This window comes from Desulfobacter sp. UBA2225, assembly GCF_002348205.1.
GTDB lineage: Bacteria > Desulfobacterota > Desulfobacteria > Desulfobacterales > Desulfobacteraceae > Desulfobacter > Desulfobacter postgatei.
Genome location: NZ_DDYV01000133.1, coordinates 1 through 4,324 on the forward strand (window position 1 = coordinate 1; position 4,324 = coordinate 4,324).

Annotated in this window: 5 protein-coding genes; 3 read left to right on the top strand and 2 right to left on the bottom strand. The window is 51.9% G+C overall.

Translation table 11 applies throughout. The features are described 5' to 3' along the window. The 3 genes from B3D59_RS07190 to B3D59_RS07200 form a co-directional block, all read left to right on the top strand. On the top strand, nt 1-120 hold a 120-nt coding region (locus tag B3D59_RS07190), incomplete at its 5' end, for a hypothetical protein (RefSeq protein WP_286818654.1). Between the two features lie 9 nt (nt 121-129). Further along, complete coding sequence (locus B3D59_RS07195; RefSeq protein ID WP_286818650.1) at nt 130-1,989, top strand: ATP-dependent helicase; 1,860 nt, start codon at nt 130-132, stop codon at nt 1,987-1,989. A 23-nt stretch (nt 1,990-2,012) separates the two neighbouring features. Continuing rightward, on the top strand, nt 2,013-3,248 hold the full coding sequence (locus B3D59_RS07200) for an MFS transporter (RefSeq protein WP_286818651.1): 1,236 nt from the start codon (nt 2,013-2,015) through the stop codon (nt 3,246-3,248). 14 nt (nt 3,249-3,262) lie between these two features. Here the strand turns inward: B3D59_RS07200 and B3D59_RS07205 are convergent, their stop codons facing one another. Together B3D59_RS07205 and B3D59_RS07210 are read right to left on the bottom strand one after the other, a co-directional pair. Then, on the bottom strand, nt 3,263-4,042 hold the full coding sequence (locus B3D59_RS07205; RefSeq protein ID WP_286818652.1) for an enoyl-CoA hydratase/isomerase family protein: 780 nt from the start codon (nt 4,040-4,042) through the stop codon (nt 3,263-3,265). A 15-nt stretch (nt 4,043-4,057) separates the two neighbouring features. Beyond that, the coding region (locus B3D59_RS07210) for a DUF6398 domain-containing protein (protein ID WP_286818653.1) at nt 4,058-4,324 on the bottom strand (267 nt) is incomplete at its 5' end.

Sequence of the window (4,324 nt, forward strand, 5' to 3'; positions counted from 1 at the left end):
CGGGCCTCCAATACCCAGCCGGCCCTGGTGCTTCGCTTTGAGGCCCTGACCCAGCCCCGTCTGCAAGAGATTAAAACAGAAATTGAAACGGATTTGAAAAAAATCCTTGAGGACATGTAATTAAGCTTTATGCAACTATCCCAGCCCCAGCAGGACGCTGTTGATCATACCGGCTCACCGGCCCTAGTGGTTGCGGGAGCCGGTTCCGGTAAAACCAGGACGCTCACCGCTAAGTTTTCTCACCTTATTGCCACCGGCCATGCCCCGGAGCGCATTCTGGCCATCACCTTCACCAATAAGGCGGCCCAGGAGATGAAAACCCGCCTTATGGAGATGACCGGTCTTCACCAAATGCGCTTTGAATGGGTGAGGACCTATCATTCCGCCTGTCTGATGATCTTGAAACGCCATTGTCAGATCATGGGGTACACCCCGCCGTTGCAGGTGTTCACCGTGTACCAGCAGGACAAGCTGATCAAGGAGCTGTGCGTAAAAAATAATATTGACAAAAAATACGCAAACCGCATTCTTTCATCCATTTCCCGGGCCAAGAACGACGGGGATCCTGCCAAATATTTTGACCGCAAACCAGGATTCTTGAACATTCGCATGGCGGATATGTTTGCCCAATTTGAAGAACGCCTGGCGGAAATGAATTGTGTTGATTTTGACAACATCCTGCTTAAGACCCGGGACCTGCTCCGGGACAATGCGGATGTCCGCAATTTTTACCAGGATCTTTTTTCCTACATCCTGGTGGATGAGTACCAGGATACCAACAACCTGCAGGAGGAGCTGACCTCGCTTCTGTTAGGGGAGCACCGCAACCTGTTCTGCGTAGGCGATGACTGGCAGGCCGTATATGGATTCCGGGGCTCCAACGTGAATCACTTTTTACGATTTGCACAAAAATATAAAGATGCAAAAATTTTCAGGCTGGAGGAAAACTACAGATCCGCCAACGAGATTGTCCAGGCAGCCAATGATCTCATTGACCATAACCCGGACAAAATGGAGAAACGCTGTTTTTCACAGAAAAAAGGCGGGGTGGTGGAGATCTATGATTTCTTGTCCGATGCCCATGAAGCCGAGTGGACTGCCAGGCGTATCCTGGGTCTGAACAAACAGGGCCAGGGAATCCCCTTTGACAGGATGGCCGTGGTCTACCGGACCAAATTCTGCTCCCTGCCCTTTGAAAAGACCTTCCGGGCTTTCCGCATTCCCTACCGCCTCATGGGCTCCCAGGGCTTTTTTGAACGCATGGAAGTCCTGGACATCAACTCCTATTTAAGTGCCTCGTTTTTCCCCAATGATGACCTCTCCTTTGAGCGGATTATCAATACGCCCAAGCGGGGAATCGGTCCTGCCATGATTAAGAAGCTTGCCGACCTGCGCCCCCAGGGCGCAAGCCTTCAGGGGGCGGCACGGATCATGGTCAAGGACCGGCTGGTGACCAAAAAGATCCATGAAAACATGTCCGATGCCCTGGATATCCTGGACACCATCCATGACATGGCCCCGGCCATGGCCATGGAAACCGTCATTGACCGCACCGGGTATTATGACTATTTAAAAACGAAGACAAAAACAGATGGAGAGTTCATTTCCAAAAAAGAGAATATCGAACAGCTGATCCACACGGCCCGGGCCAAGAATACCATGCTGGAATACCTGGAAGAGGCGGCTTTGATCCGGGAGGACAAAGACGAAGACGACCAGAACGAAAACGGGGTAGGCCTGCTCACCATTCACTCGGCCAAGGGACTGGAATTTGACGTGGTGTTCATCGCCGGGTGCGAAGAGGGGCTGTTTCCGCACTGGCGCTCCATTGACGAAGGCGACACAGCCCTGTTTGAGGAACGCAGGCTCATGTATGTGGCCATGACCCGGGCCCAACGTTTTTTGTACCTAAGCCACGCCAATTACCGCAAAGGCGATTTTGCCACCCCCAGTCGGTTCATTGATCAGGTTCAGGAATGCCTGGCCTAGGGCACAGGCGCCAACTTTGTACTATGGATCTCTTTTTCGGCATACGCGAACCCGTGTCCCAGGCTGTTGCCCGGATCATACACCGTGGATGCCGGGCCATCCCTTCGAACCACAAAAAGGTCTTCATCACCCTTTTTTTCATTATTTTTATTACGGTTACCGGGGTGGGCATTGTGGTGCCCCTGCTGCCCATCTACGCCCATGATCTTGGTGCGGCAGGCATTTATGTGGCCATGATTTTCGGGGCTTTTTCCCTTTCCCGGGCGGTTTTTCTGCCCTGGTTCGGCACGCTTTCAGATAAAAAGGGGCGCAAACCCTTTATCCTGGCAGGACTTTTGACGTACATGCTGGTGGCTATCGCCTTTATCTGGACCACCAATGTAGAAGGACTTATCGCCATTCGCTTTATCCAGGGGGCAGGCTCTGCCATGATCATGCCCGCGGTCCAGGCCTATGTGGGAGAGATCTCCAACGAAGGCACCGAAGGATACGCCATGGGGCTGTTCAACCTTTCCATGTTTTTAAGTCTCTCTTTGGGACCGGTGATGGGGGGAGTGATACAGCAAACCTGGTCTTTAAACGCAGCATTCTACTGTATGTCCGTACTGTCCGCCCTGGGCGCAGTCCTGTGCTTTCTCTTTCTTCCGCCTTTGTCCGAAGAACAGATTAGAATCAATAAACGCGCACCGGCCTCCCTGGCCGTGGTGATTCGGGACTGGGAACTGGCCGGTCTGGTGGTTTTCAGGTATGCCTACACGGCATGCATCGGCATTATCTGGTGTTTCATGCCCCTGTATGCCAGCAAGACCTTTGGCCTGGCCGGCGGAAAAATCGGATTACTTGTGACCGCCGGCGTATTTGTCTCGGGTCTCTTGCAGGTGCCTATGGGTTATGCTGCGGACCGGTGGAACAAGAAAATCATGGTGATTATCGGCGGCATATTGTCTGCCGCGGGTATTGTATACCCGTTCTGGGCGGCTTCATTTTTGGATCTGTTTGCAGGCGTCTGTCTCTTCGGGTTGGGCGGGGGGATTGCCATGCCGGCCCTGACAGCCCTTGCCGTGATTAAGGGTGAACAAAGGCAGGCCATGGGATCCGTGATGGCCATTTTAACGTCCGCCCACTCCCTTGGCATGTTCACAGGTTCGGTCATGGCCGGCCTGGCCATGGACTTTTTCAGCCTTTCCTATGCGTTTCCCTGCGGGAGCGTTGTCATGGCATTGGGCGTTCTTGTCTTTCCTGTCCTGTATCGCCGTTGATAACCTGCTTTTTTTTATTTCTCCTGCCATACCGGCGGACGCTTTTCAAAAAAAGCTGCCACACCCTCCTTGGCATCACGGGTATCGCACAATCTGGCAAAGGCTTCGTTCATGTACGCAAACTGGGCTTCATAGGGCATATCCCGGGACGCATAAAAAGCGGACTTGGCGATTTTAACAGCCAACGGACTTTTTTTTGCCAAATCCCGGGCCCAGGCAAGGGCTGCCTCATCCAGATCCTCCCTGGGGACCACCCTGTTGATAAGCCCTAACTCCAAGGCTTGGTCTGCCGTGACCAGTTCACCGTAAAGCAGCAGTTCCAATGCTTTTTTTTGTCCAACGCACCTGGCCACGGGAATCACCGGTCCCACGCAGTTTAATCCCACGTTAATAGCGGTCAGTCCCATTTTTATGTTATCGGCGGCAATGGCCAGGTCCGATGCCGCCACAAGCCCCATGCCGTTGGCTGCCGCCACCCCCTGGACCTGGGCAATCACCGGGGTCTTTAATTTGGATATCAGCACCAGGGGGGCTTCCATTTTCTCAATCCATTCACGATACTGATTCGTTGTTTTACCTTTGAGTTCATTCACATCAATACCGGCACAAAATGCCCTGCCTGCAGCTTTGATAAGAATGACCCTGACATCGGGGGCAATCTCAAACCCTTTAAGTGCATCATACAGATCTTCAGCCATCTGACTGGAAAAAGTGTTCATCGCCTCAGCGCGGTTCAGGGTCACACAGCCCACATGGCCGTCAAGGGTCTCTGCAATAATGGTGTTGTATGCCATAACGGACCTCCTCTATTATTTTTCAGGGATGTAAGGGATTAAGCCTTTTTTATAAGCAATTTCTTGAATTTCCTTTGATTGAGTTCTGACATCAACGATAAATCCATTAAGTTGTATCATCCATGCAAGCGGATGATCTTCCATTCGACTTGGCAATGTCCAATTCACATCAAACGGAGTCATTTTCAAAAGCGTGCGAACCTGCTTTGATTTTGCTTGCCCTGTACTTGGTTTGACCCCAAACGCCTCATATAATTTTGCAGTTTCTACATGAGGCGTTTG

Bases quoted from the DNA above. Each gene is read 5' to 3' on its own strand.
- B3D59_RS07195 (WP_286818650.1), top strand. From the start codon at position 130: ATGCAACTATCCCAGCCCCAGCAGGACGCTGTTGATCATACCGGCTCA.
- B3D59_RS07200 (WP_286818651.1), top strand. From the start codon at position 2,013: ATGGATCTCTTTTTCGGCATACGCGAACCCGTGTCCCAGGCTGTTGCC.
- B3D59_RS07205 (WP_286818652.1), bottom strand. From the start codon at position 4,042: ATGGCATACAACACCATTATTGCAGAGACCCTTGACGGCCATGTGGGC.